The 25,065-nt window shown below is 58.9% G+C and carries 23 protein-coding genes; 15 read left to right on the forward strand and 8 right to left on the reverse strand.

The features are described from left to right. Nucleotides 1–127 precede the first annotated feature (127 nt). From mnmG to KI614_RS15940, 14 genes are all read left to right on the forward strand, one after another. Nucleotides 128–2,017, forward strand: coding sequence for a tRNA uridine-5-carboxymethylaminomethyl(34) synthesis enzyme MnmG (mnmG, locus tag KI614_RS15875; RefSeq protein ID WP_226406885.1), 1,890 nt, complete (start codon nt 128–130; stop codon nt 2,015–2,017). Continuing rightward, nucleotides 2,014–2,631 carry a 16S rRNA (guanine(527)-N(7))-methyltransferase RsmG gene (gene rsmG / locus KI614_RS15880; protein ID WP_226406887.1) on the forward strand — a complete coding sequence of 206 codons (618 nt, stop codon included), beginning with the start codon at nt 2,014–2,016 and terminating at the stop codon, nt 2,629–2,631. The genes mnmG and rsmG overlap by 4 nt, the downstream gene beginning before the upstream one ends. Next, nucleotides 2,628–3,389 (forward strand): ParA family protein, encoded by a 762-nt coding sequence (locus KI614_RS15885; protein WP_226406889.1) that lies wholly within the window; start codon nt 2,628–2,630, stop codon nt 3,387–3,389. The genes rsmG and KI614_RS15885 overlap by 4 nt, the downstream gene beginning before the upstream one ends. After that, nucleotides 3,386–4,237 carry a ParB/RepB/Spo0J family partition protein gene (locus KI614_RS15890; protein WP_226406891.1) on the forward strand — a complete coding sequence of 284 codons (852 nt, stop codon included), beginning with the start codon at nt 3,386–3,388 and terminating at the stop codon, nt 4,235–4,237. The genes KI614_RS15885 and KI614_RS15890 overlap by 4 nt, the downstream gene beginning before the upstream one ends. A gap of 116 nt (nt 4,238–4,353) precedes the next feature. Beyond that, nucleotides 4,354–4,695 (forward strand): ATP synthase subunit I, encoded by a 342-nt coding sequence (locus tag KI614_RS15895; RefSeq protein WP_226406893.1) that lies wholly within the window; start codon nt 4,354–4,356, stop codon nt 4,693–4,695. Nucleotides 4,696–4,697: 2 nt separating this feature from the next. After that, nucleotides 4,698–5,564: a F0F1 ATP synthase subunit A gene (gene atpB / locus KI614_RS15900; RefSeq protein WP_226406895.1), complete on the forward strand. Its 867-nt coding sequence runs from the start codon at nt 4,698–4,700 to the stop codon at nt 5,562–5,564. Between the two features lie 50 nt (nt 5,565–5,614). Next, nucleotides 5,615–5,863 carry a F0F1 ATP synthase subunit C gene (gene atpE / locus KI614_RS15905; RefSeq protein WP_027457100.1) on the forward strand — a complete coding sequence of 83 codons (249 nt, stop codon included), beginning with the start codon at nt 5,615–5,617 and terminating at the stop codon, nt 5,861–5,863. Between the two features lie 38 nt (nt 5,864–5,901). After that, nucleotides 5,902–6,372, forward strand: a complete 471-nt coding sequence (locus KI614_RS15910) for a F0F1 ATP synthase subunit B (RefSeq protein ID WP_203467992.1) — start codon at nt 5,902–5,904, stop codon at nt 6,370–6,372. A 5-nt stretch (nt 6,373–6,377) separates the two neighbouring features. Beyond that, nucleotides 6,378–6,911 (forward strand): F0F1 ATP synthase subunit delta, encoded by a 534-nt coding sequence (locus tag KI614_RS15915; RefSeq protein ID WP_226406897.1) that lies wholly within the window; start codon nt 6,378–6,380, stop codon nt 6,909–6,911. 9 nt (nt 6,912–6,920) lie between these two features. Further along, nucleotides 6,921–8,459 carry a F0F1 ATP synthase subunit alpha gene (gene atpA, locus KI614_RS15920; RefSeq protein WP_226406899.1) on the forward strand — a complete coding sequence of 513 codons (1,539 nt, stop codon included), beginning with the start codon at nt 6,921–6,923 and terminating at the stop codon, nt 8,457–8,459. 17 nt (nt 8,460–8,476) lie between these two features. Continuing rightward, entirely contained in the window at nt 8,477–9,337 is an 861-nt protein-coding gene (gene atpG / locus KI614_RS15925; RefSeq protein ID WP_226406901.1) for a F0F1 ATP synthase subunit gamma, read from the forward strand. A 37-nt stretch (nt 9,338–9,374) separates the two neighbouring features. After that, nucleotides 9,375–10,778: a F0F1 ATP synthase subunit beta gene (atpD, locus tag KI614_RS15930; protein WP_226406903.1), complete on the forward strand. Its 1,404-nt coding sequence runs from the start codon at nt 9,375–9,377 to the stop codon at nt 10,776–10,778. A gap of 25 nt (nt 10,779–10,803) precedes the next feature. Continuing rightward, the gene (locus KI614_RS15935) at nt 10,804–11,229 is read left to right on the forward strand and encodes a F0F1 ATP synthase subunit epsilon (RefSeq protein WP_203467997.1); all 426 of its coding nucleotides are present in this window, start codon (nt 10,804–10,806) and stop codon (nt 11,227–11,229) included. 98 nt (nt 11,230–11,327) lie between these two features. Continuing rightward, nucleotides 11,328–12,800, forward strand: a complete 1,473-nt coding sequence (locus KI614_RS15940; RefSeq protein WP_226406905.1) for an IS1182 family transposase — start codon at nt 11,328–11,330, stop codon at nt 12,798–12,800. A gap of 116 nt (nt 12,801–12,916) precedes the next feature. Here the strand turns inward: KI614_RS15940 and KI614_RS15945 are convergent, their stop codons facing one another. The 8 genes from KI614_RS15945 to KI614_RS15980 form a co-directional block, all read right to left on the reverse strand. Then, nucleotides 12,917–13,486, reverse strand: coding sequence for an SCP2 domain-containing protein (locus tag KI614_RS15945; protein WP_226406907.1), 570 nt, complete (start codon nt 13,484–13,486; stop codon nt 12,917–12,919). Nucleotides 13,487–13,507: 21 nt separating this feature from the next. After that, nucleotides 13,508–14,245 (reverse strand): bifunctional demethylmenaquinone methyltransferase/2-methoxy-6-polyprenyl-1,4-benzoquinol methylase UbiE, encoded by a 738-nt coding sequence (gene ubiE / locus KI614_RS15950; protein WP_203468000.1) that lies wholly within the window; start codon nt 14,243–14,245, stop codon nt 13,508–13,510. Between the two features lie 4 nt (nt 14,246–14,249). Beyond that, nucleotides 14,250–14,669, reverse strand: a complete 420-nt coding sequence (locus KI614_RS15955; RefSeq protein ID WP_203468001.1) for a gamma-butyrobetaine hydroxylase-like domain-containing protein — start codon at nt 14,667–14,669, stop codon at nt 14,250–14,252. A 62-nt stretch (nt 14,670–14,731) separates the two neighbouring features. Next, nucleotides 14,732–16,243 carry a hypothetical protein gene (locus tag KI614_RS15960; protein WP_226406909.1) on the reverse strand — a complete coding sequence of 504 codons (1,512 nt, stop codon included), beginning with the start codon at nt 16,241–16,243 and terminating at the stop codon, nt 14,732–14,734. 86 nt (nt 16,244–16,329) lie between these two features. After that, the gene (locus KI614_RS15965; protein ID WP_226406911.1) at nt 16,330–16,779 is read right to left on the reverse strand and encodes an HIT family protein; all 450 of its coding nucleotides are present in this window, start codon (nt 16,777–16,779) and stop codon (nt 16,330–16,332) included. A gap of 108 nt (nt 16,780–16,887) precedes the next feature. Beyond that, complete coding sequence (locus KI614_RS15970) at nt 16,888–20,763, reverse strand: DUF3683 domain-containing protein (RefSeq protein WP_226406913.1); 3,876 nt, start codon at nt 20,761–20,763, stop codon at nt 16,888–16,890. Nucleotides 20,764–20,912: 149 nt separating this feature from the next. After that, nucleotides 20,913–21,338, reverse strand: coding sequence for a YqaA family protein (locus KI614_RS15975; RefSeq protein ID WP_203468005.1), 426 nt, complete (start codon nt 21,336–21,338; stop codon nt 20,913–20,915). Further along, on the reverse strand, nt 21,335–23,350 hold the full coding sequence (locus KI614_RS15980; RefSeq protein WP_226406915.1) for a Cache 3/Cache 2 fusion domain-containing protein: 2,016 nt from the start codon (nt 23,348–23,350) through the stop codon (nt 21,335–21,337). Before KI614_RS15980 ends, KI614_RS15975 begins: the two co-directional genes overlap by 4 nt. Before the next feature lie 127 nt (nt 23,351–23,477). Between KI614_RS15980 and ilvA the strand changes: the two genes are divergently transcribed. Beyond that, complete coding sequence (gene ilvA, locus KI614_RS15985; RefSeq protein WP_226406917.1) at nt 23,478–25,016, forward strand: threonine ammonia-lyase, biosynthetic; 1,539 nt, start codon at nt 23,478–23,480, stop codon at nt 25,014–25,016. Nucleotides 25,017–25,065: the final 49 nt, after the last annotated feature.

A 25,065-nucleotide genomic window follows, 5' to 3' on the forward strand; every position in this document is an offset into this window, starting at 1 on the left:
GGCAAGGCTTTCGGGCCACATCACCGGGATCACCCAAGGCTCCATCCAGGCTGGCAAAAACCTGTGTTTTTTCAGCGACCTGACGTAAAATCCGCCTCCCGATACTGCGCTGCAACATTGCCCAACCATGCTCTATCCCACCCGTTTTGACGTGATCGTTGTCGGCGGCGGCCATGCCGGCACCGAAGCTGCGCTGGCTGCGGCAAGAGCGGGCGCGAACACGCTGTTGCTGACGCACAATCTCGATACGCTGGGAGCAATGAGTTGCAACCCGTCGATCGGCGGCATCGGCAAGGGCCATCTGGTCCGTGAGGTCGACGCGCTCGGTGGGGCGATGGCTGCAGCGACCGATGAGTCCGGTATCCAGTTCCGCATTCTGAATGCCTCGAAAGGCCCGGCTGTACGCGCCACACGCGCCCAGGCCGATCGCGTGCTGTACAAGCAGGCGATTCGCGGTCGACTCGAAAACCAGCCCAATTTGACCATCTTTGCCGAAGCCTGCGATGACCTGATCGTCGAAGGCGACAAAGTCTGCGGCGCTGTGACCCAGCTCGGCATCCGCTTTTTGGCCGATGCCGTGGTGTTGACCGCGGGAACCTTCCTCAACGGCAAGATTCACGTCGGACTGGAAAACTACACCGGCGGCCGCATGGGCGATCCGCCCTCCGTATCGCTGGCCGGCCGTCTGAAGGAACTGAAGCTGCCGCAAGGCCGCCTGAAGACCGGCACGCCGCCACGCCTGGACGGCAAGACCATCGATTTTTCAGTGATGGAAGAACAGCATTCGGACAACCCGATGCCGGTCTTTTCCTTCCTCGGCAACGCGGCCCAGCACCCGCGCCAGTTGCCATGCTGGATCACCGAAACCAACGAGCGCACGCACGACATCATCCGCAGCGGCCTGGACCGTTCGCCGATGTACACCGGCGTCATCGAAGGCGTCGGCCCGCGTTACTGCCCGTCGATCGAGGACAAGATCCACCGCTTTGCCGACAAGAACCAGCACAACGTCTTCCTCGAACCCGAAGGCCTGACGACGCACGAGATCTACCCGAACGGCGTGTCAACCAGCCTGCCCTTCGACATCCAGCTGGCGCTGGTCCGTTCGATCCGCGGCATGGAAAACGTGCACATCCTGCGCCCCGGCTACGCCATCGAATACGACTTTTACGACCCGCGCGGCCTCAAGGACACGCTGGAAACCAAGGCGATCAACGGCTTGTTCTTCGCCGGACAGATCAACGGTACAACTGGTTACGAAGAAGCCGCCGCGCAAGGCCTGCTGGCCGGCGTCAACGCAGTACGCTATGTGCGCGGCGAGTCCGGCTGGTGCCCGAAGCGCAATGAAGCCTACCTCGGCGTGTTGGTCGACGACCTGATCACGCGCGGTGTTTCCGATCCCTACCGGATGTTCACCAGCCGTGCCGAATACCGCCTCAGCCTGCGCGAAGACAACGCCGACCTGCGCCTGACCGAACAGGGCAGGGCGCTTGGCCTGGTCGACGATGCACGCTGGGACGCCTTCTGCCGCAAGCGCGACGCCGTCGCCGCCGAGCAGGAACGCCTGAAGGCAACCTGGGTCAATCCAAAAATCACGCCGTCCGAAGATTGCGTCCGCGTCCTCGGTAAAGCCATCGAACACGAGTACAACCTGTTCGAGTTGCTGCGTCGGCCGGAAGTCTCCTACGCATCGCTGCTCACCTTGCCGGGCGCCGGCGAAGCACAGACCGACCCGCTGGTTGTCGAGCAACTGGAAATTTCGGCCAAGTATCAGGGCTACATTGATCGGCAAGCCGACGAAGTGGCGCGGTCGACCAGCTATGAGAGCATGATTTTGCCGGCCGATCTGGATTACGGCACCGTCGCCGGGCTGTCCAACGAGGTCAAGCAGAAGCTGACCCAGCATCGGCCGCAAACCATCGGCCAAGCCTCGCGTATCCAGGGCATCACCCCGGCCGCCATCTCGCTGCTGCTGATCCATCTCAAGCGCCACAATCTTTCGCAGGTGGCCGTATGAGCCGCAACGCACTGGCCGCAGGCCTCGCCGAATTGCACCTTGAGCTCCCCCAAGCAACGCAGGACAAACTGCTCGCCTTCCGCGACCTGCTGCTCAAGTGGAACAAGACCTACAACCTGACCGCGCTGCGCGATCCGGCCCAGGCTGTCTCGCACCATTTGCTCGACTCGCTGGCCATCCTGCCGCATATCGGTTCAGGCGCGCTGCTCGATGTCGGCAGCGGTGGTGGGCTGCCCGGCATTCCGCTGGCTATCACCCGCTCCGAACTTTCGGTCAGCATGGTCGATACCGTCCAGAAGAAAGCCACCTTCCTGCAGCAGGCAAGCATCGAGCTGGGACTGAAGAATGTCGCGGTGCACCACGCCAGAGTCGAAGAAATGACCGGACAGTACGCCCAGATCAGCTCGCGGGCTTTTTCCGAACTGGCACTGTTCGTCAGCCTGACCCGCCACTTACTCGCCCCGGGCGGCCGCTGGCTGGCCATGAAGGGCGTCCGTCCTGACGAAGAAATCGCCGCACTGCCGGCCGATGTATCGGTTGAAACGATCATTCCGCTCAGCGTACCGGGGCTGGATGCCGAAAGACATTTGATCATTTTGAAAGCCGGGTCATGAAAGTACTCGCCATCACCAACCAGAAAGGCGGCGTCGGCAAGACCACGACAGCCGTCAATCTTGCCGCCTCGCTTGGCGCCGAAGGTCAGCGCGTCCTGCTGATCGACCTCGATCCGCAAGGCAATGCAACCACCGGTGCCGGAATCACCAAAAAGGAAGCCCTGCCGACGGTGTATCAACTGCTGATCGGTGCCGCGACCTTGAGCGAGGTTTGCATCCACACCGAATTCGGTTTCGACATCCTGCCGGCCAACCGCGAACTGGCCGGCGCCGAAGTCGAACTGATCGAACTCAGCGAGCGCGAATACCGCCTGAAAAATGCGCTGCAAGCCGGTCATGCAACCTACGACTTCATCCTGATCGACTGCCCGCCAGCCCTCAACATGCTGACGGTCAACGGCCTGGTGGCATCGGATTCCGTGCTGATCCCGATGCAATGCGAGTATTACGCACTGGAAGGCCTGTCCGACCTGGTCGAGACGCTGCGCAAGGTGCGCGCCCACTTGAACTCCCGGCTCGAAATCGAAGGTCTATTGCGGACCATGTACAACGCCCAGAGCACGCTGACGCAACAGGTTTCAAACGAACTCGAAAGCCACTTCGGTAACAAGGTCTACAAGACCATCGTGCCACGCAATGTCCGCCTCGCCGAAGCCCCGTCCTACGGCAAGCCGGTCATCGCTTTTGACAAAAATTCCAAGGGCGCGCAAGCCTACAGCGCGCTCGCCAAAGAAATTCTCGAAAGGGTCGCCCCATGATCAAGATGAAAGGACTCGGCCGCGGCCTTGATGCCCTGCTTTCCGGCAACGACAAGCCGCACGGCGACGAGCAACGCAATTTGCCGGTCGAGCGCCTGCGCCCCGGCAAATACCAGCCGCGCACGCACATGGACGATGCCGCACTGGCTGAACTGGCCGCCTCGATCAAGGCGCAGGGCGTCATGCAACCGATTCTGGTGCGCGCCATCGACCCGACGCCGGGTGCCGAACGCTACGAAATCGTCGCCGGCGAACGCCGCTGGCGTGCCTCCCAACTGGCCGGCCTGAGCGAAGTGCCGGTGCTGATCCGCAGCATTCCGGATGAACAGGCGCTGGCCATGGCGCTGATCGAGAACATCCAGCGCGAGAATCTCAACCCACTCGAAGAAGCCCAGGGCCTGCAACGCCTGATCGACGAATTCGGCCTGACCCACCAGCAGGCAGCCGATGCCGTAGGCCGCTCACGCCCGGCAGCGACCAATTTGCTTCGTTTACTGCAGTTGACCGCAGCAGTCCAGGAACTCCTCATGGCCGGCAAAATCGACATGGGTCACGCCCGCGCCCTGCTGCCCATCCCCGGAGCGCAGCAGGTTGCACTGGCCCAGCGCATCATCCAGAAATCGTTGTCCGTGCGCGAAACCGAACGCCTCGTCCAGCAGATCATCAACCCGCCCAAACCATCCACAGTCCAGCCTGTCGACCGCGACATTCTCCGCCTCCAGGAAGAGCTTTCGGATGTCATCGGCGCCGCCGTGGCGATCCGCAGCAACAAAAAGGGCGCCGGTAAATTGACCATCGAATTCAACGATCTCGACCAGCTCGACGGAATTCTCGGACGCCTCCGGTAAACCAGTAATGGCCAGCCGGACATTGAGGAAAACCCGTAATTTCATTGACGTACGGCGTTTAACTCTTGTATCATTTAGGTCTGTGTGGCACAGCCGGTCAACGATTGCAGGGCACCATGTATAGAGCGATTTTCCTCCAGTTTGGTGCAGCGCTGATAACAGCGATCGGGGCCGGTGCAATAGTAGGAACACGGGGGCTTGTTTCGGTGGGATTGGCGGCTGTTGCCTGCATACTTCCCAACCTTTTCTTCGCCATCCGTCTGACGATGGTGAATGATCGCTCTGGCGCCTCTTACGCAGCGAACTTCTTCATCGGTGAGTTCCTCAAGATTGCAGCCACCATCGGATTACTGGCAATCGCCGTCAAGGGGTATCCCGAGATGCACTGGCCCAGCTTGCTGATCGGCTTTGCGATTGTCTTGCATGCAGGTTTTATAGCGTTTTGGAAGAAATCCTGATTATGTCTACAGCAGGCCACGAAACAGCAGCAAACGCGCCGACCGCCGGCGAATACATCGTCCACCACCTGACGCACTGGAACTCCACCGGTCACGCTCAGAAGGACGTCATTGATTTCAGCGTGATCAACCTCGACACCATGATTTTCTCGGTGTTGATGGGCATCATCGGTCTTTTCGTCATGTGGCGCGTCGCCAAGAGCGTCACCTCTGGCGTACCGGGCCGCATGCAGGCTGCCGTCGAAATCGTCCTCGAAATGGTCAACGACCAGGCCAAGGGCATCGTCCATAGCGCTGAATCGCGCAAGTTCGTCGGCCCTCTCGCGCTGACCGTTTTCATCTGGATTTTCCTGATGAACTCGATGGACTTCCTGCCACTCGATCTTCTGCCGACCATTTGGCAAACCATCACTGGCGATCATCACGCCTATCTGCGCGTTGTCCCATCCGCTGACCTGAACGGCACCCTCGGCATGTCCGTCGGCGTCCTGCTCGTCTGTGTTTATTACAACATCAAGATCAAGGGCATCGGTGGCTGGGTGCATGAACTCTTCACCGCACCGTTCGGTAGCCACCCGCTGCTTTATCCAATCAACTTCGCCATGCAGATGATCGAATTCCTCGCCAAGACCGTTTCCCACGGCATGCGACTGTTCGGCAACATGTACGCAGGCGAACTGGTCTTCATGCTGATCGCCCTGATGGGTGCAGCATGGTCGGCCAGCGCAACCGGAGTTTCCCTGTTTGCCGGCCACGTCATTGCCGGCTCGATCTGGGCAATCTTCCACATCCTGATCGTTGCACTGCAGGCTTTCATCTTCATGATGCTGACACTGGTCTACGTTGGCCAGGCACACGAAGCACACTGATTTGTAGTAACTTTGTAGTCTTTACTTTTTTAACTTAGCAAGGAGTTGTCATGGAACACGTTCTCGGTTTTGTTGCTCTGGCTGCCGGCCTGATCATTGGTCTGGGCGCTATCGGTGCCTGTATCGGTATTGGCCTGATGGGCGGCAAGTACATTGAAGCATCTGCACGTCAACCTGAGCTGATGAATGCTCTGCAAACCAAGATGTTCCTGCTGGCCGGTCTGATCGACGCTGCATTCCTGATTGGCGTTGGTATCGCCATGATGTTCGCCTTCGCCAACCCGTTCAAGCTGGTTTAATCGGTCCTCACCCGATCAACTTTTAGAGGACTAGAACCGTGAATCTGAACGCAACGTTGTTTGCACAGCTCGTTGTGTTCTTCATTCTGGCGTGGTTCACGATGCAATTCGTGTGGCCCCCCATTGTGAAGGCGCTCGACGAGCGTGCGAAGAAGATCGCGGATGGACTGGCTGCCGCCGAACGCGGCAAGCATGATCTCGAACTGGCCACCAAGCGCTCTACGGAAGCACTCCGTGAAGGCAAGGAAAAAGCCGCCGAACTCCTGGCTCAAGCTGAAAAGCGTGCTGCTCAGGTAGTCGAAGAAGCGAAAGTTACGGCCAAGGCCGAAGCTGACCGCATCGTCGCCGGCGCCAAGGCTGAAATCGACCAGGAAGCTGTCCGCGCCAAGGAACAATTGCGCGAACAAGTCTCTGCCCTGGTTGTATCCGGTGCAGAAAAAATTCTGCGCCGCGAGATTAATGCCCAGGCTCATGCCGATATTCTGGCCACGATCAAACAGGATCTGTAAAGCTTATGGCTGAATCTGTCACCATCGCCCGCCCCTATGCTGAAGCTGCCTACCGGATAGCTCAGGAAACCGGGGCGCAGGGCATCTGGGCTGCACGCCTTGCGCGTTTGGCCTTGATCGCCCAGGACGGGGACATGGCTTCGGTCATGGGCAATCCCCGGCTCTCCGCCGAGCAGGTTGCTGAACTGTTCATTTCGCTGTCGGAAGATAGCGACGCAACACTCGGCAGCTTTATTCGTACCCTCGCAGAAAACCGGCGTCTCGCGCTCCTGCCGGAGATTTCCCGGCTTTTCGACCTGGCCAAGAGCCAGGAAGAAGGGGTCAAAGAGGCGGTGGTGCATTCCGCATTTCCCATTGACGACGCCCAGGTGTCGACGCTGCTCAAGCAGCTCGAAGCCCGCTTTGGTACCCGTCTGACAGGCCGTGTCGTTATCGATCCGTCCCTGATTGGTGGGGTTAAGGTCGCCGTGGGTGACCAGGTGCTGGATGCTTCAGTCCGCGGCAAACTCGACTCGATGGCCGTGGCGCTGAACAACTAGGAGAATTTCATGCAGTTGAATCCTTCCGAAATTTCTGAACTGATCAAGAGCAAGATCCAGAACCTGCAAGGCGCATCGGAAGTGCGCACGCAGGGCACCGTGGTTTCCGTCACTGACGGTATCGTCCGCGTGCATGGTCTGCAAGACGTCATGCAAGGCGAAATGCTGGAATTCCCCGGCAACACCTTCGGCATGGCACTCAACCTCGAGCGCGACTCCGTCGGCGCTGTTATCCTTGGCGAATACGAGCACATTTCCGAAGGCGACGTTGTCAAGACAACGGGTCGCATTCTGGAAGTGCCGGTTGGTCCGGAACTCCTTGGTCGCGTGGTCAACACGCTGGGCCAGCCGATCGACGGCAAGGGTCCGATCAACGCCAAGGAAACCGACAAGCTGGAAAAGGTTGCGCCGGGCGTTATTTGGCGTAAGTCCGTTTCCCAGCCGGTGCAAACCGGCCTGAAGTGTGTGGACTCCATGGTTCCGGTTGGTCGTGGTCAGCGCGAGCTGATCATTGGCGACCGCCAAACCGGTAAGACCGCCGTTGCTGTCGATGCCATCATCAACCAGAAGGGCACCGGCGTTTTCTGCGTCTATGTCGCTATTGGTCAAAAGGCTTCGACCATCGCCAACGTCGTTCGCAAGCTGGAAGAACACGGCGCGATGGCCAACACCATCGTTGTTGCTGCTTCCGCTTCTGAATCCGCTGCACTGCAGTACCTGGCTCCTTACGCTGGCTGCACGATGGGTGAGTACTTCCGCGACCGCGGTCAAGACGCCCTGATCGTTTATGACGATCTGACCAAGCAGGCTTGGGGCTACCGTCAGGTTTCCCTGCTGCTGCGCCGCCCGCCAGGCCGTGAAGCCTACCCGGGTGACGTGTTCTATCTCCACTCACGCCTCCTCGAACGCGCTGCTCGCGTTTCCGAAGAATGGGTTGAGAAGTTCACCAATGGCGAGATCAAGGGCCAGACTGGTTCGCTGACCGCACTGCCGGTTATCGAAACCCAGGCTGGCGACGTTTCCGCATTCGTTCCGACCAACGTGATCTCAATCACCGACGGCCAGATCTTCCTGGAAACCGACCTGTTCAATGCCGGTATCCGTCCTGCTATCAATGCCGGTATCTCCGTGTCCCGCGTCGGTGGTGCTGCCCAGACCAAGCTGATCAAGAAGCTCGGCGGCGGTGTCCGTCTGGCCCTGGCCCAGTACCGCGAACTCGCTGCATTTGCCCAGTTTGCTTCCGATCTCGACGAAGCAACCCGCAAGCAGCTGGAGCGTGGCCGTCTGGTGACCGAGCTGATGAAGCAAGCCCAGTACTCGCCGATGAGCATCTCCGAAATGGCCGTCACGCTGTATGCAGCTGACAAGGGCTACTTCGACGACGTCGAAGTCAAGCGTGCTCTGGAATGCGAAAAGGCCATGCTCGGTTACCTCAAGGCTAACTGTGCCGACGTCATGAATACCATGGAGTCGTCTGCAGACCTCAGCGGTGATACCGAAAAGGCTCTGGCCGCCGGCATCACCGCCTTCAAGGGCAGCTGGGCCTGATCAGCTAGGAGAATTGCATGGCTAGCGGCAAGGAAATTCGCAACAAGATCAAGAGCGTAGAGAATACGCGAAAGATCACCAAGGCCATGGAAATGGTGGCCGCATCCAAAATGCGCAAAGCGCAGGAACGGATGCGTGCTGCCCGTCCTTATGGCGAGAAAATCCGGCGCGTTGCAGGCAATCTGGCTCATGCCCTGACCGAATACAAGCACCCGTTCCTGATGAACCGTGACCAGGCCAATGTCGGCCTGATCCTGATCACCTCGGACAAGGGCCTGTGCGGCGGTCTCAATTCCAACGTCTTGCGCCTCGTGGTCAGCAAGATGAAGGCTTTTGAGGCCGAGGGCAAAAAGCTTCAGGCTACCTGCATCGGTAACAAGGGTTTCGGCTTCATGCAGCGCGCGGGCGCCAAGATCGTTTCACATGTAACGGGTCTCGGTGACACTCCGCATCTGGAAAAGCTGATCGGACCGGTCAAGGTTCAACTCGACGCCTACATGAATGGCGAGATCGACGCGCTTTATATTGGCTACAACCGTTTCATCAACACGATGAAGCAGGAGCCGGTTTTCGAACAACTTCTCCCCCTGAGCGGCGATGCCGTCGGTTCGAACAAATCGAACTGGGATTATGTGTACGAACCCGAAGCCAAGGCAGTGATCGACGATCTGCTGATCCGTTATGTAGAAGCTTTGATTTATCAGGCAGTCGCTGAAAACATGGCTTCCGAGCAATCTGCCCGGATGGTTTCCATGAAGTCTGCTTCCGACAACGCCAAGAACGTTATCGGTGAATTGAAGCTGGTCTATAACAAGGCCCGTCAGGCCGCGATTACCAAGGAACTGTCGGAAATCGTAAGCGGTGCAGCCGCCGTCTGACGCAAGCGCGAAGCTTTTAATTTTTGGGGATTTGAATATGAGTCAAGGTTCAATCGTTCAGTGTATCGGCGCAGTTGTGGACATCCACTTCCCGCGCGAAGCGATGCCGAAGGTGTACGACGCACTCAAGCTGGATGCCGCTGAAGCCAATGGTATGGCCGAAGAAGGTCTGACCTTCGAAGTTCAGCAGCAACTGGGTGACGGCGTGGTACGTACCATCGCTATGGGTTCTTCCGACGGCCTGCGCCGCGGCATGAAAGTTAACAACACTGGCGCAGCCATCTCCGTGCCGGTCGGCATGGGTACGCTGGGTCGCATCATGGACGTCCTCGGCCGTCCGATCGACGAAGCCGGCCCGATCGACTCCAACGAGCTGCGTGAAATTCACGCTGCTGCGCCGAAGTTCGACGAGCTGTCTTCTTCCGTCGATCTGCTCGAAACCGGCATCAAGGTTATCGACCTGATCTGCCCGTTCGCCAAGGGCGGCAAGGTCGGTCTGTTCGGTGGCGCCGGCGTCGGCAAGACCGTCAACATGATGGAGTTGATCAACAACATCGCCAAGCAACACTCGGGTCTGTCCGTGTTTGCCGGTGTTGGTGAGCGTACCCGCGAAGGTAACGACTTCTACCACGAAATGAAGGACTCCAACGTTCTCGACAAGGTTGCAATGGTGTTCGGTCAGATGAACGAGCCGCCGGGCAACCGTCTGCGCGTCGCGCTGACCGGCCTAACCATGGCCGAGCGTTTCCGTGATGATGGCCGCGACATCCTGTTCTTCGTCGACAACATCTATCGCTACACCCTGGCTGGTACGGAAGTTTCCGCACTGCTCGGCCGTATGCCTTCCGCCGTGGGCTATCAGCCGACGCTGGCTGAAGAAATGGGCCGTCTGCAAGAGCGTATTACCTCCACCAAGGTTGGCTCGATCACCTCCATCCAGGCCGTTTACGTGCCTGCTGATGACTTGACCGACCCGTCTCCGGCTACCACCTTCCTGCACTTGGACTCCACCGTTGTGTTGTCACGTGACATCGCCTCCCTGGGTATCTACCCGGCTGTCGATCCGCTCGACTCCACTTCGCGCCAGCTCGACCCGCAAGTCGTTGGCGAAGAGCACTACGCTGTTGCCCGTGCCGTGCAGATGAACCTGCAGCGCTACAAGGAACTGCGCGACATCATCGCGATTCTGGGTATGGACGAACTGTCTCCTGAAGACAAGCTCGCCGTTTCCCGTGCTCGTAAGATTCAGCGTTTCCTGTCGCAGCCGTTCCACGTTGCTGAAGTCTTTACCGGTTCCCCGGGCAAGTTCGTCCCGCTCAAGGAAACCATCAAGGGCTTCAAGGGCATTTGTGCCGGTGAATACGATCACCTGCCGGAACAAGCGTTCTACATGGTTGGCGGTATCGAGGAAGTCATCGAAAAGGCCAAGACACTGCAGTAATGCAGTTTCTGGATAGGAGCCATTCATGGTTATGACTGTTCATTGTGATGTCGTCAGTGCCGAAGAGTCCATCTTCTCCGGCCTGGTCGAGGTTGCGGTGTTTCCCGGCGAAGCCGGGGAACTCGGCATTCTGCCGCGCCACACCCCGCTGCTCACTCGCATCAAGCCCGGCACTATTCGTCTGAAGGTGCTGGACCAGAGCGAATTCGAGCTGGTTTATGTGTCTGGCGGCATGCTGGAGGTACAGCCCGACATGATTACCGTGTTGGCTGACACCGCCATCCGTGCCCACGACCTGGACGAAGCCAAGGCGCTTGAAGCCAAGAAGCGGGCCGAAGAAGCACTGGCCAACCGGAAAGCAGAAATGGATTACGCTGCGGCCGAATCCGAACTGGCGCAAGCAATTGCACAGCTTCAGACGATTCAGCATCTGCGCAAACATACGCACTGATTCCGGAACAGCGGATAAAAAAAGGGCAGCCAAGGCTGCCCTCAGACTGCTGACAAAGCCTCCAAGCGATTGGGGGCTTTATTTTTTATAATGCAGGCATGCTCAAGCCTGTCTACCCCGCCCAAACGGAACTGGAGATGGTGACGTTGGAGCAATTGGTCCCGAAAGACCACTTGCTCCGGCTGCTCGACCAGCACATCCGGTTTGATTTCATTCGTGAAGCGACCCAGCACCTGTATTGCGAGAACAATGGCCGACCAGCGATTGATCCGGTGGTGTTGTTCAAGATGTTGTTCATTGGCTACCTGTTCGGGATTCGCTCCGAGCGACGGCTGGTGAAGGAAATCGAGGTCAATGTGGCTTACCGCTGGTTTCTCGGCTTTCGACTGACGGACAAAGTGCCGGATGCCTCGACGCTGTCGCAGAATCGGCGTCGCCGCTTTGTCGGGACGGACATTGAGCAACGCATCTTCGACGGGATTGTCGAGCAAGCCATTGAGCATAAGCTGATTGGCGGGCGGGTGCTTTACACGGACAGCACGCATCTGAAGGCGAATGCCAACAAACGGCATTTTGAGGTGCATCAGGTCGAGCAAACCCCTGCGGCCTACCTGGCCGAACTGGATGCAGCCATCGAAACGGACCGAGCCGCCGCGGGCAAGAAGCCGCTCAAGCGTGATGACGATGATTCGACACCGCCGATGAAGGAGGTCAAGGTCAGCACGGTCGATCCCGACGCAGGTTTCATGGCCCGCGACAACAAGCCGACCGGCTTCTTCTATCTGGATCACCGGACTGTCGATGGCGTGCATGCTTTGATCGTCGATACCCATGTCACGCCGGGCAATGTCCATGACAGCCAGCCCTACCTTGCCCGCCTGGATCGGGTCATGGAGCGCTTTGATCTGGCCGTGGGCGCCGTCGGGCTGGATGCCGGGTATTTCACCCCGCAAGTCTGCAAGGGCCTCCTCGAGCGGGCACTGTTCGGGGTGATGGGCTACAAGCGACCCACACACCGCGATGGCTATTTCTACAAACGGGACTATCTCTACGATGCGGTCCAGGACTGCTACCGCTGCCCGGCCGGGGAGGTTCTACCGTACCGGACGACCAACCGGCTGGGTTATCGCGAATACGCCTCGAACCCGGCGCGGTGTGCCGATTGCGGCGTGCGCGGGCAATGCACGCAGAGCCGGAACCATCAGAAGCTCGTGACCCGACATCTCTGGGAAGGTTTCAAGGAAGCGATCAACGCCAATCGCCTGAGCGACCTGGGCAAACGGCTGTACGCCCGGCGCAAGGAAACGGTGGAGCGCAGTTTTGCCGATGCCAAGGAGTTGCACGGCCACCGTTACGCCCGTTTCCGTGGCTTGGCCAAGGTGCAAGCGCAGTGCCTGCTCTCGGCGGCCTGTCAGAACATGAAGAAGATGGCCCTGTTGCTGGCCCGCAAGGCGGCAGCCTTATTGGCCAAAATCCTCGCACGAACCCGTTTTGCCGCCCCATTCGCCCGCCATCTTTGGCAGATCGGGGTTCCTAACCTGAATTTCAGAATCCGCCTCGCTTCGGCTTGAAGCCAGGAGTCTCCCTGATTTCCAACCAGAAAAACAAAACCCCCGAAAAATCGGGGGTTCGTCAGCAGTCTGAGGGCAGCCAAGGCTGCCCTTTTTATTTGCCCGGAGTCACGGTATCAGAGACTGGCCACTCGTTTTTCAAGACGGGCCAAATCATCGCGCAACCGATTGATTTCGCTGCCAAAATTAACGATTTCAACTTGATTCACCAGCAGGCCGGAATCTTCCCGGATGTACTCGCTGACATTGTCGACTACTCGCCGGGTACTCCCCAGGCAATGAGCAGAAAGATCGCGCAGGGTCATCAAGGTGCGGCGGGCCGGTATATCACCGACCAGACGAGCCAGATCGCCCTCTGCATCCCAGCGCAAATTGCGGAAGACGAAGGCCAGCGTTTCAGCCAGATCGGCTGAACCTGACAGCCGGACCGATGAAAAAAGATTGTCGCGGTCGACCATCAATTTGACTGGCAAATCGGCCGGCAGGGTAATGGTGACCAGGGCAGGGGAAGTGGTGTCACAAGGGCTGAATTGTCCCTGGGCGTTAATCACCAGAGCGAGAACCAGAGGCCCCGCTTCAATCTGAAGACGCGCACCGGAATGGCTGCGCAGCCGCTCTGCAGCCCACGGCTCGCCATCAAGCAGATGATTCAGCGCAGGGACAAGAATTGATTCAATGGATGCCATCGGACTGACTTGGGCCAGGCTTTAGAACTTGAACCCGCGATGCAGCGCAACAACGCCGAGCGCCAGGTTGAAATACTCAACCTTTTCGAAGCCGACACCTTCCATCATCGATTTGAGTTCTTCCTGCCCCGGATGAACCCGAATCGACTCGGAAAGATAGCGATAGCTATCCGAATCGTTGGTCACCAGCTTGCCGACGCGTGGAATCACCTGGAAGGAATAGAAATCGTACAGCGGCGCCAGCGGCTTCCAGACCTGTGAAAACTCAAGGACCAGCAAGCGCCCACCCGGCCGCAGCACACGGCGCATTTCAGCCAGTGCGGCATCCTTGTGCGTCATGTTGCGCAAGCCGAAGGCAACGGTCACACAATCAAACCAGTCGTCAGGGAAGGGCAGTTTTTCAGCATCGCACTGGGCAACCGGGAGCATGTAGCCTTTATCGAGCAGACGGTCCCGGCCGCGGGCCAACATGGCATTGTTGATGTCCGTCAGCCAGACCTGACCGCTCTTGCCAACGCGTTTGGCAAAAGCCAGCGACAGGTCTCCGGTGCCGCCAGCCACATCCAGTACGCGCGAACCTTCGCGCACACCGCTGCGCTGAATGGTGAATGCCTTCCAGAGCCGGTGCATGCCACCCGACATCAGATCGTTCATCAAATCGTAGCGGCTGGCTACAGAATCAAATACGTCTGCGACGCGGCGGGCCTTTTCCTGCTCGGCAACGGATTCGTAGCCGAAATGGGTAGTATCGTTTTTCATGATTTCAGTGATGTTGACCGCAGCCACCGGCTGCTGGACGAGTACGGGTATCGATATCGCGGGACAAACCCTGGGCTTCGAGTTGGGTCAGATATTCAGCCCACAGTTCGCTGTGATGTTTCCCCAGATTGTAGAGAAGATCCCAGGAGTAGAGACCGCTGTCATGACCATCCGAATAGACAAGACGCAAGGCATAAGTACCGACCGGTTCGATGCGTTCGATATCGACATTACGTTTACCCGCCTGCAGGGTTTCCTGACCCGGGCCATGACCGCGAGCCTCGGCTGAAGGCGTCATTACACGCAAATACTCGAAATCAAGCTGGAAAGATTCACCACTTTCGTAGTTCAGCTCCAGCAATCGAGATTTCTGGTGCAACTTGATTTCGTTTGGAATGGGCGTATCCCGATCCATACCCGCCATAGTGTTCTCCTGGATAAGACCGTTAGTTTAGCGTACTCGCAGGACCAAGACGGCAAGATAGGTCAAACCGGCAAGTAGCTGATCCGGTCAAAATCGGCACCGCGCTGCAGGATATGGTGCATTTTGACCAGCCATGTTTCGCTGCCCGAGCTGACTTCAAGAATCCGGCCCGGCTGGTAGACGCCAAAAGGCATCACGATGGAGCTTTCTTCCTTGATCGCCGGCAGGGCCGGCAACTGGAAAGCTCTGACATAGCGTTTGCTGTCAGCCGATTTATCTGCCGCGAGGCGCACGCCAATACCCGTTGGCAAGCCCGGCAAGGTTGCAACACCGACAATCACGCTGGCATCCGGTTTTTCCATCAGCCAGGCAATTTGAGCCAGCAAGAAATGTTCGCCATCATGCGGCGAAATCAGCACCAGCTGGCTGTGCATGATCTTGTGGCCGGCATTGCTGCGCATCAGCCGAAAACCGTTGGCGGACTGATCGATCGCAGCCCACTCGTCGATCGGAAAATTGGCCTTGGGCTGCGCTGAAACCACCTGGGAGGTTTCAATCCGGTCACGGAAGGTGAACAGCTGCTCCAGTTCCTTGCGCGAATAGGCCAGTGCCGCATCGGGCTGAACAAACTCTTTGCCCGTCACGAAAAAATGCATCGCATCAAAGCCGCTCGCAACGCGGGCAGTGCCTTTGGCGGCAAACCTTCTGAATTTCCTGGGCGATTCGGTTTGTGCCCACGGGCGAATCAGGCGGTTCAGCAGCTGGATGACCTGTCCCGTCGTTTCCTCACCCAAGCCGAGTTGCGACGGTGTAATCCGCTCACGCAACTGGTGCAGCATGTGCTGGATTTGCTGGCTCAATTGCAGCGTATCCAGCCTGCGCGCATCGCTACCGGGAACGGCAAGCTGTTTGCCCGAATGCAGCGCCAGATCCTTTTCCAGTTCGATCACGTAGGGGCAGGCAGCCTGTTCACGCCCCATCGGATGAATTGACACCAGACCGGCCCACATGCCGGCCCAATGACGGATCAGGTTCATTTCCCTGAAACTGCTGCGGTAAGGGCTGGCCAGGTCGACCAGCAGCAGGGTGACGTAAGCTGCCGCACAGTGCGTTTCCTGGGTTCCATGTTCAAGCGCATCCTCAACAGGCGTGGTTGTCACCCCCCATTGTTCTGCCGCGCTGTAATAGCGGTGCAAACGGCGCCATGCACCGGGAGGCAATTCCCGGCGTGCTCGGAAATGCTCAAGAATGACCATCCCGCTGTAGTAGAGGCAACGGTGCAGGATGGTGGCAACCAGTTCGGCATAATCCGGATTACCGGCATCGGGCTCGACCAGACGGGCGCAGAGGGCATAAGCCTGGCTCATCTTTTTCCAGACCCCGACAACCCGGCCAAACACGGCCGCTTCGTCATCCGCAAGGATCAGGGGCTTGTTCTGATAGCGGCGAGCCAACTCTTCCTCGACATAGCACATCGGCGGACGGGCCTGTTCGAGCAAAGCCAGCAGGCAATCGGGAGCAGGCGGCTGGGTCAGCAGGGCATCGAGAAACTCGACCAGCTGCTGCTCGGCCATGACCAGATTGCTCAATGGCAGGCGGGAAAGGTAATCCTGTCCGGCCTGCTGATCGCGAATGACGAGAGGGGTCGAGAACCGGCTGTCTATGATGCCTCCGGGATATACGGCAAATCAGCCAGCGCAGCATCCAGTGCGGCAGTGATGCGTTGATTGCTGATTTCTGGCCGGGCAGTTGTACTTTCCCGCTGGACCAGCCCCCAGATGGGTTCGGGGAAGTTCCGGTCATCCTGCCAGCGAGGAATGATGTGCCAATGCAAATGCGGCACGACATTGCCGAAACTGGCCAGATTGATCTTGTCCGGGGAGAACAGGTCACGCACGACTTTTTCGACCTGCAAGACAACCGCCATCAGATAGCGCTGATCGGCGCTGCCCAGATCGCTCATTTCCCGTACGTGCCGGCCCCAGATAACCCGGCAGAATCCCGGGAAGTTCGCATCGGCAACGCGCACAATCCGGCACGCAGGAGATTGCCAGAGAATTTCCCCGCCAGGGTTGTTGCACAGTTCACAGGTGCCGTTGCTGGTGTTCACGTCAAATCACTCCGGTCATTCCAACAGAATTACACCGTCTGGCCAATATCGCAAGTTGAACCGGAAAATGCCTGGATTGCACGGTCGACCGCGAAATCCAGGCCAGAATCACAGCAAAACGCGCTCAATCCCGCCGTTATTGGCGCGATCGACATATTGTGCAGCCCAGTTTTCACCCAGCAGATGCTTGGCCATCTCGACCACGATGTAATCCGCCTTGGTACTGGCATCGTCATCGTAACGCGACAGCCCCTGCAGGCAGGCCGGACAGGATGTCAGAATCTTGACCTCACCGCTAAAGCCATCAGCCCGCAGCTTCTCGGCACCGCTTTCAATTTCCTGCTGCTTGCGGAACTTCACCTGGGTCGCAATATCCGGCCGTGAATAGGCGAAGGAACCGGAATCACCACAGCATCGATCGGTCAGCGGCACTTCCTGGCCCATCAGCGACTTGGTCACGGCGAGCGGGTTGTAGGCCTTCATCGGGGTATGGCAGGGATCGTGGTACATGTAACGCGTACCATTCACCCCCTCCAGCTTGACGCCCTTTTCCATCAGGTATTCGTGGATGTCGAGCAGGCGGCAACCGGGGAAGATCTTTTCAAACTGGTACTTCTGCAACTGATCCATGCATGTTCCACATGAAACAATCACCGTCTTGATATCAAGGTAGTTCAGCGTATTGGCGACGCGATGGAACAACACGCGGTTGTCCGTCGTGATCTTCTGCCCCTTGTCTGCATCGCCGGAAGCGTTCTGCGGGTAGCCGCAGCACAGGTAGCCCGGCGGCAGCACCGTCGTGGCACCCGTTTCGTAAAGCATCGCCTGCGTGGCCAGACCGACCTGCGAGAACAGACGCTCCGAGCCGCAGCCCGGGAAGTAGAAGACTGCTTCCGAATCGCCGCTCGCCACCTTGGGATTGCGGATGACCGGAATAACCTTGTCATCCTCGATATCAAGCAAGGCGCGTGAAGTCCGCTTCGGCAGGTTGCCCGGCATCGGCCGGTTGAGGAAGTGGATGACCTGCGTCTTGACCGTCGGCGCGCCCACTGTGGCCGGCGGATGCGCCCGGGTATCCTGGACCAGGCCAATCGCCTTGGCCGCCTTGTGGGCCAGACGCTGGGCCTTGAAACCGAAGTCCATCATCACGCCGCGCATCAGCTTGATGGTCGCCGGGTCCTTCAGATTCAGATAAGTCATCGCCGCCGCGGTACCGGGGCTGAAGCGCTTCTTGTCCTGTTTGCGCAGGAAATTGCGCATCGCCACGGAAACATCGCCAAAATCGATGTCGACCGGGCAAGGCTTGACGCAACGATGACAGACCGTGCAATGGTCGGCAACATCGTTGAATTCGTCGAAATGCTTGAGCGAAATGCCGCGCCGTGTCTGTTCCTCGTACAGGAAGGCCTCGACCAGCAGCGAGGTACCGAGAATCTTGTTGCGCGGGCTGTAGAGCAGGTTGGCGCGCGGCACGTGGGTCGAGCAGACCGGCTTACATTTGCCGCAACGCAGGCAGTTCTTGACCATGTCCGAAATCTTGCCGATCTCGGACTGCTCCATGATCAGCGACTCGGTGCCAAGCAAGCTGAACGACGGCGTGTAGGCATTGCCCATGTCGCCACCGGGCATCAGCTTGCCCTTGTTGAAACGGCCTTCCGGGTCGACCTTCTGCTTGTAGGCGCGGAAGGGGCCGATTTCCTCGTCGGAGAGGAATTCAAGCTTGGTGATGCCGATGCCGTGCTCGCCGGAAATCACACCGTCCAGACCGCGCGCCAGGTGCATGATGCGTTCGACCGCCTTGTGCGCCGTCTGCAGCATCTCGTAGTTGTCGGAATTGACCGGGATGTTGGTATGCACGTTGCCGTCGCCGGCGTGCATGTGCAGGGCGACGAAAACGCGGCCGCGCAGCACTTCCTTGTGGATCGCTTCGATACGCTCAAGGATCGGACGATAAACGCTGCCATCAAAAATCTTGGACAGGCGAGCCTTCAGTTCCTGCTTCCACGAGGTGCGGACCGAAAAATCCTGCATGCGGTGGAAAAGCACCGGATTGGCCGCCTTGTTGGTCAATTCTCCAGCCACCACGCCATAGTCGGCAAACTGAGCCTCGGCGTCGGCCAGCGGCATGTCCAGATTGGCCAGCAGCCAGGCCCAGCGGCGACGGACCGAAGCTACATAATCCAATGCAGCCTGGCGGCGATCGCCGATCAGCACGGCCTTGTCGACATTGGCATCGCCTTCGTGCAGCGGCAATTCGCCTTCGAGGAGTTGGCTCAGGGCATCGCACAGCGCCAGCTTGTTCTGCGTGGACAGCTCGATGTTGATGCGCTCGATGCCGTCGCAGTACTCGCCCATGCGCGGCAGCGGAATAACCACGTCTTCATTGACCTTGAAGGCGTTGGTGTGGCGCGAAATGGCGGCGGTGCGCGAACGATCGAGCCAGAATTTCTTGCGTGTTTCAGCGTCGACCGCGATAAAGCCCTCGGCAGCACGCAGATTGCACATGCGTACAACTTCGGAAGCGGCCTTCATCACCTCGGCTTCGTCGTGACCGACGATGTCGCCGATCAGGACCATCTTCGGACGGCCGTGGCGTTTGGCCTTGGTCGCGTAGCCGACGGCCTTCACGTAGCGCTCGTCGAGGTGTTCGAGACCCGCCAGCTGGACACCGGCGGCATGGCCGGCACCGCCCGGCTTGAAGTAATCGGTGATTTCAACAATCGCCGGCACGGCCTCACGGACCTGGCCGAAGAATTCGAGGCAAACAGTGCGCGAGATCGGCGGCATCTTGTGCAGTACCCAGCGCGCCGCGACGATGATGCCGTCGGTCCCTTCCTTCTGCACGCCCGGCACGCCGCCGAGGAACTTGTCGGTCACGTCCTTGCCCAGGCCGACCTTGCGGCAAGCGGCACCGGGCATGCTGAGGACTTCTTCGCTCAGCAGCTTCTTGCCGCTCGGATCAAAGCGCTTGAGGCGGAATTCGACCAATTCCTGCTCGTGGATCTTGCCGTAGTTGTGGTTGAGGCGTTCGACCTCCAGCCAGTTGCCGTCCGGATCGACCATCTTCCACCAGGCCAGATTGTCGAGCGCGGTGCCCCACAGCACGGCCTTCTTGCCGCCGGCGTTCATCGCGATGTTGCCGCCGATACAGGAAGCCGAGGCCGAAGTCGGGTCGACCGCGAAAACGCGGCCGGCCAGCGAGGCAGCTTCGGAAACGCGGTCGGTCACGACACCGGCACCGGTGCGGATGGTGGCGTAGGCTTCCGTATGCCCCGGGAGAACGATGTTCTCGACCGGACTCATGTCGATCAGCTTTTCGGTATTGATCACCGCCGAATACGGCGTCAGCGGCACGGCGCCGCCGGTATAGCCGGTGCCGCCGCCACGCGGGATGATGGTCAGGCCGGCTTCGAAACAGCCGCGCACAAGGTGACCGATCTCTTCCTCGGTATCCGGGTAGAGGACGACGAAGGGGTATTCGACACGCCAGTCGGTCGCATCGGTGACGTGCGAAACGCGAGCCAGGCCATCAAAGGCGATATTGTCCTTGCGCGTGTGCTTGCCGAGAATCTTCTGGACCTTGCGGCGCAGATCATAGGTTTCGGAAAACCGTGCTGCGAAGCGGTCGACCGCAGCCTGTGCAGCGGCAACCAGACGCTTGACCTTGGCAGCCCGCTCGGGGTCCTCCGTCTCGCTTTCTGCCCGGCGCTTCTCGACCTCGGTCAGGCGATGGCGCAGGGCATTGACCAGCGCATTGCGGCGCTCCTGGTTATCAAGCAGGTCGTCTTCGAGATACGGGTTGCGCTGCACGACCCAGATGTCGCCCAGCACCTCGTAAAGCATGCGTGCCGAACGCCCGGTAACGCGCTCGACGCGAAGCTCGTCGAGAATTGCCCAGTTATCGGCGCCAAGCAGGCGGATGACGATCTCGCGATCGGAAAACGAGGTGTAGTTGTAGGGGATTTCGCGCAGGCGGGCAGTCATGGGAGCAGCCGGAGGTCCGTCAAAAGGTGGATTTTAGCGTATTGCAACGCAACATGCCGGCACAGGTGGACTGGTCCGGCCGGGCAAAGTTCAGCTTTCCCTGCAAACCGGCCAATTTGACCGGCAAATGGGGAATGCTCAACCTTCGTTCAGAGACCGATGGCGCCCTGGGCCACCAGCCAGTAACGGACAAATTTGCCCAGCGCCATGAACAGGCAGCAGGCCGCCCAGTGCAAGCGCAACCAGCCGGCCGCGATGCACAGGGCATCGCCAATCAGCGGCAACCACGAGAAGAGCAGCAGGGGGCTTCCCCAGCGCTCGACCCATGCCTTGGCCGGCAGCGACTCCAGGCGTTGCCAACGTGGCAGGTAGCGCCCGCAACCCCAGGAAAACATGCCGCCCAGCGTGTTGCCTGCGGTCGACACGGCTAAAGCGGCAAAAAACGATTCCGGCTGGAGACGCAGCAACGCAAACAACGCGACTTCCGAACCTCCGGGCAATAGCGTCGCAGCCAGAAAACTGTAGAGGCCAAGCCCCCACAGACCATACACCGGATCAAATTCAAGCAGGCTCAAGTCCGGAAGCTGGCCGCACTCTGTTCCAGACCCCGTGCCACACCTTCAAGCGCCCGGACTTCTCCGAGCAACTGCCTGGCCTGGTTCGAATTCAACTCGGCACCTTCGGCAATCCGTTCAACCGCCTGGGAAATGGTGTGGCTGGTTGCACCTTGCTGTTGTGCCGCACTGGCGATCTCGGTCGATGCCTCAACCGAGCGCCGACCTGCTTCGGCAATCGCCCCCAGTGCTGTTTCAGCATCGGCCGCCAGACGTCGGGCCTCCTGGGCCTGCTGAGCGATCTGCTTGGCGGCTTCGGCCGCACGGGCCGTGCCGGACGAAGTGGCAGAAACCGTCTGGGCAATACGATTGGTGAATTGCGTCGACTTCTCGGCCAATTTGCGCACCTCGTCGGCCACCACGGCAAAACCCCGCCCGGCCTCACCGGCCCGCGCAGCTTCAATGGCCGCATTGAGTGCCAGCAGATTGGTCTGATCGGCCAATTCCGAAATCGAACTGGCCATGCCGGCGATTTCGCTGGCATTGACCGCCAGCTGAGCCATCAAGGCCTCGGCACTAGCCGTTTCCTGGGCGATCTTGTGCATTTCGGCAGAGACCGAATTCGCCGCAGAAGTACCCTGCTGGGCCAGCGCAAGGGTTTCACCTGCCGCATTGGCCGATTGCCGGGTCTGATTCGCCGTATGCGAAATGCTTTCCGAAAGCTGTTCGATTGCCGTCGCCAGTTCAGCCGCCGAGGCGGATTGCTCATCGGCGGAAGAGGTGGCTGCCAACGCAGCCTGTTCGAGCGACTTGGCAGAAGAGAAGGCGGTGGCCGAGGCGCTTGAAATATTGCCAATCAAGCGACCGATGTTGTCGCGCGCAGTATTTGCCTCGTGTGCAATGATGCCGATTTCGCAACTGGCGCTCGGAATCGGCTGGGAAAAATCCCCCGCCCCCATGCGACGAACGCCCTCAACCACCGGCTGCACGCCGGCCAGGCCCCGTGTGGCCGCAAACCAGGCGGCAAGAGCACAAAGCACGGCCCCCAGCAAACAGGCAAACCCCAGTTGCAGGCGAATCGAGCTTGCATTCTTGTTGTATTCATCGATCCAGGTTCCCCCGGCGACCGTCCAACCCCAACTCGGCGAACGTTTGAAGACGACGATTTTTTCGCGCTCCCGGCCTGTTTCGTCGTTATAGGGATAAACGATGGTCCCTTCATCCTTGGCGGACATTCGCGCCGCCAGCATCGGCAAAGGTCCCTGAACTTCGCGCGCCGTCTTGCCCTCCAGCTTGGGATGCAAGGTCAGGAAGCTGTCATCCGTATTTTTTTCGATCTTGATCGCGTACGGGTAACCAGTATCGCCGAATTTCATTTTTTTCAGCGTTTCATTCAGGCGCCCCATGTCTTCGCTGACATCGCTGCGCACCGACCAGGCCCCCAACACCTTGCCCTGGGCGTTTTTGAGCGGCAAAAATGCGCTGACATAAAACTTTCCGCCACGCTGGACAACGCCCGACCATTCCTTGCCCTCCAAAACCGTCAGGGTTTCCGGCGCATTGGCTGCAATCGGCTTGCCAACCATGCTCTTGCCCTCCTTGTCCTTGAGCAAGGTGGCAACGCGCACCATCTCTCCCTGACTATTCAGGAGCAGCAGCGCAGGTTCGGCAATCAGAATCTCCTTCCAGCGAGCCATCAAACGCTCATTGGCATTGACCACTTCGCCGGCAACCCGGAAAACCGGCAGGCCGAAAGCGTCCTTTTCGGTCGAAACATCAGCGGCTTTCAGCGTGTCACCCAGCATGGTCTTGAGCACGCCCAAGCGTTTCATGCCCGCCGCCTCGTGACTTTTTGAGGTCAGCTCAAGCAGATCGACGACCGCCGATACCTGACCCCGGGCAGCCTCTTCCGCACTGGCTCGCTCCGCTTTCGAGAAGGTGAGCAATGAAAACAAGGCAACTGCTGCGAAAGCAATCGCACAAACGGCAGCAACCACCGCACTCACCCGCGTAGCAAGCTTTTCCGACAACATTACTTCTCCCTGAAAGACCTGTTTTTTCGCCAATTCTGCGCTGAAGACCCTTGCCCCGCAATGCCTGGAAAGACAAAGGCGCCCCTAAGCTGCTAGATTTCGTCTTTTGCCTTACCGGAAATCCACCATGCATGCCGTCCCCGACTACCTTGAAAAAGTTCTGAATGCTCAGGTTTACGACGTGGCAATCGAAACGCCGCTCGAACTGGCCAACAACCTTTCTGGCCGGGTCGGCAACAAGATCATTCTCAAGCGCGAGGACATGCAGCCGGTTTTCTCCTTCAAGCTGCGCGGTGCCTACAACAAGATTTCCAGCCTTTCTGCCGAAAAGCTGAAGCGCGGCGTGATCTGCGCCTCGGCCGGCAACCATGCCCAGGGTGTCGCACTGTCAGCCAGCAAATTGGGCTGCCGGGCCGTGATCGTCATGCCGACCTCGACACCGGGCATCAAGATCGACGCGGTCAAGTCACGCGGTGGCGAAGTCGTGCTGCACGGCGACTCTTTCGACGAAGCCTATGCCCACGCGGTCGAACTGGAAAAAAGCGAGAAACTGACCTTCGTTCACCCCTTTGACGACCCGGAAGTCATCGCCGGCCAAGGTACCGTGGCGATGGAAATCCTGCGCCAGCATTCGCGCCACAATGGGCCGATCACGGCCATTTTCTGCGCCATCGGCGGCGGCGGCCTGGCGGCGGGCGTTGCGGCCTATATCAAGCGCCTGCGTCCGGAAATCAAGGTGATCGGCGTTGAAACCTTCGATGCCGACGCCATGAAGCAATCGCTGGCTGCCGGCAAGCGCGTCCGGCTCGACCAGGTTGGCCTGTTTGCCGATGGCACCGCCGTCAAATTCGTCGGCGAGGAAACCTTCCGACTGTGCAAGGAATACCTCGATGAAGTGATCCTGGTCGATACCGATGCCATCTGCGCGGCGATCAAGGATGTTTTCGAAGACACCCGCTCGATTCTCGAACCGGCGGGTGCGCTCGCTGTCGCCGGGGCCAAGGAATACGCCCGCCAGCACAAGCTGAAAGACAAGAACCTGATCGCCGTGACCTCCGGTGCCAACATGAATTTCGACCGTCTGCGCTTCGTCGCCGAGCGGGCTGAAGTCGGCGAACGCCGCGAAGCCGTGCTCGCCGTGACGCTGCCGGAGAAGCCGGGCGCCTATAAAAAATTCCTCGGCCTGATCGGCAAGCGCAACGTCACCGAATTCAACTACCGCTATCACACGGCCAGCGAAGCCCACGTTTTTGTCGGTTTGCAGGTCGTTGACCGCAACGAATCGACCAAGCTGGTCGAGCAACTGAGCAAGCACGGCTACCCGACCATCGATCTGACCGACGACGAAATCGCCAAGAACCACATTCGCCACATGGTCGGCGGTCACGCCCCGCAGGTCTGCGAACAGGGCATGAGCGAGTTGGTCTACCGCTTCGAATTCCCCGAAAAGCCGGGCGCGCTGATGAATTTCCTGACCCAGATGAGTGCCGGCTGGAATATCAGCCTGTTCCACTATCGCAACCACGGCGCCGACTATGGCCGGGTATTGGTCGGCATGCAGGTGCCGCCGGGCGAAATGGGTCAATTCCGGGAGTTCCTGAAGAACCTCGGCTACGCCCATTGGGACGAGAGCAAAAACCCGGCTTACAAGCTTTTTCTTGGTTAATTCTATTTGGTTATAATTTTGTGAAAATCAATTCTTTCACAGAATAAAG

The organism is Dechloromonas denitrificans (genome assembly GCF_020510665.1).
Taxonomy (GTDB): domain Bacteria; phylum Pseudomonadota; class Gammaproteobacteria; order Burkholderiales; family Rhodocyclaceae; genus Azonexus; species Azonexus denitrificans_B.

Bases quoted from the DNA above. Each gene is read 5' to 3' on its own strand.
- atpD (WP_226406903.1), top strand. From the start codon at position 9,375: ATGAGTCAAGGTTCAATCGTTCAGTGTATCGGCGCAGTTGTGGACATC.
- atpB (WP_226406895.1), top strand. From the start codon at position 4,698: ATGTCTACAGCAGGCCACGAAACAGCAGCAAACGCGCCGACCGCCGGC.
- KI614_RS15955 (WP_203468001.1), bottom strand. From the start codon at position 14,669: ATGGCGGGTATGGATCGGGATACGCCCATTCCAAACGAAATCAAGTTG.
- KI614_RS15915 (WP_226406897.1), top strand. From the start codon at position 6,378: ATGGCTGAATCTGTCACCATCGCCCGCCCCTATGCTGAAGCTGCCTAC.
- rsmG (WP_226406887.1), top strand. From the start codon at position 2,014: ATGAGCCGCAACGCACTGGCCGCAGGCCTCGCCGAATTGCACCTTGAG.
- KI614_RS15935 (WP_203467997.1), top strand. From the start codon at position 10,804: ATGGTTATGACTGTTCATTGTGATGTCGTCAGTGCCGAAGAGTCCATC.
- atpE (WP_027457100.1), top strand. From the start codon at position 5,615: ATGGAACACGTTCTCGGTTTTGTTGCTCTGGCTGCCGGCCTGATCATT.
- ilvA (WP_226406917.1), top strand. From the start codon at position 23,478: ATGCATGCCGTCCCCGACTACCTTGAAAAAGTTCTGAATGCTCAGGTT.
- KI614_RS15885 (WP_226406889.1), top strand. From the start codon at position 2,628: ATGAAAGTACTCGCCATCACCAACCAGAAAGGCGGCGTCGGCAAGACC.
- KI614_RS15895 (WP_226406893.1), top strand. From the start codon at position 4,354: ATGTATAGAGCGATTTTCCTCCAGTTTGGTGCAGCGCTGATAACAGCG.
- KI614_RS15940 (WP_226406905.1), top strand. From the start codon at position 11,328: ATGCTCAAGCCTGTCTACCCCGCCCAAACGGAACTGGAGATGGTGACG.
- KI614_RS15945 (WP_226406907.1), bottom strand. From the start codon at position 13,486: ATGGCATCCATTGAATCAATTCTTGTCCCTGCGCTGAATCATCTGCTT.
- KI614_RS15980 (WP_226406915.1), bottom strand. From the start codon at position 23,350: ATGTTGTCGGAAAAGCTTGCTACGCGGGTGAGTGCGGTGGTTGCTGCC.
- atpG (WP_226406901.1), top strand. From the start codon at position 8,477: ATGGCTAGCGGCAAGGAAATTCGCAACAAGATCAAGAGCGTAGAGAAT.
- KI614_RS15970 (WP_226406913.1), bottom strand. From the start codon at position 20,763: ATGACTGCCCGCCTGCGCGAAATCCCCTACAACTACACCTCGTTTTCC.
- KI614_RS15960 (WP_226406909.1), bottom strand. From the start codon at position 16,243: ATGGCCGAGCAGCAGCTGGTCGAGTTTCTCGATGCCCTGCTGACCCAG.
- ubiE (WP_203468000.1), bottom strand. From the start codon at position 14,245: ATGAAAAACGATACTACCCATTTCGGCTACGAATCCGTTGCCGAGCAG.
- mnmG (WP_226406885.1), top strand. From the start codon at position 128: ATGCTCTATCCCACCCGTTTTGACGTGATCGTTGTCGGCGGCGGCCAT.
- atpA (WP_226406899.1), top strand. From the start codon at position 6,921: ATGCAGTTGAATCCTTCCGAAATTTCTGAACTGATCAAGAGCAAGATC.
- KI614_RS15890 (WP_226406891.1), top strand. From the start codon at position 3,386: ATGATCAAGATGAAAGGACTCGGCCGCGGCCTTGATGCCCTGCTTTCC.